This is a genomic window from Shewanella sp. SM74 (assembly GCF_025653725.1).
GTDB classification, from domain to species: domain Bacteria; phylum Pseudomonadota; class Gammaproteobacteria; order Enterobacterales; family Shewanellaceae; genus Shewanella; species Shewanella oncorhynchi.
This window is the reverse complement of record NZ_JAKKRZ010000093.1, coordinates 1-734: the sequence shown is the minus strand read 5'-3', so window position 1 is coordinate 734 and position 734 is coordinate 1. Positions and strand designations below refer to the sequence as shown.

The 734-nt window shown below is 65.2% G+C and carries 1 pseudogene; it reads left to right on the top strand.

Annotated features, from left to right (window positions below):
• Nucleotides 1-734: pseudogene (locus tag L5M49_RS25125) on the top strand (conjugal transfer protein TraG); the annotation flags it as partial.

Below are 734 nucleotides of genomic sequence, written 5' to 3'. Positions count from 1 at the left end.
GCCAACAAGGCGCAGCCCCAGCGGCCGCAACTCAAGGTGATGCGCTGAGCCAACATGGCGCAGCTCCAGCAACCATGGCTCAGGGTGACACAGTGAGCCAACAAGGCGCAGCCCCAGCGGCCATGGCTCAGGGTGACACGGTGAGCCAACAAGGCACAGCCCCAGCGGCCGCAACTCAAGGTGATGCGGTGAGCCAACATGGCGCAGCTCCAGCGGCCATGGCTCAGGGTGACACGGTGAGCCAACAAGGCRCAGCCCCAGCGGCCGCAACTCAAGGTGATGCGGTGAGCCAACATGGCGCAGCTCCAGCAACCATGGCTCAGGGTGACACAGTGAGCCAACAAGGCGCAGCCCCAGCGGCCATGGCTCAGGGTGACACGGTGAGCCAACAAGGCGCAGCCCCAGCGGCCGCAACTCAAGGTGATGCGGTGAGCCAACATGGCGCAGCTCCAGCGGCCRYRRCTCARGGTGAYRCGSTGAGCCAACAWGGCGCAKCCCCAGCGGCCGCAACTCAARGTGATGCGGTGAGCCAACATGGCGCAGCTCCAGCAACCATGGCTCAGGGTGACACAGTGAGCCAACAAGGCGCAGCCCCAGCGGCCATGGCTCAGGGTGACACGGTGAGCCAACAAGGCGCAGCCCCAGCGGCCGCAACTCAAGGTGATGCGGTGAGCCAACATGGCGCAGCTCCAGCAACCATGGCTCAGGGTGACACAGTGAGCCAACAAGGCGCA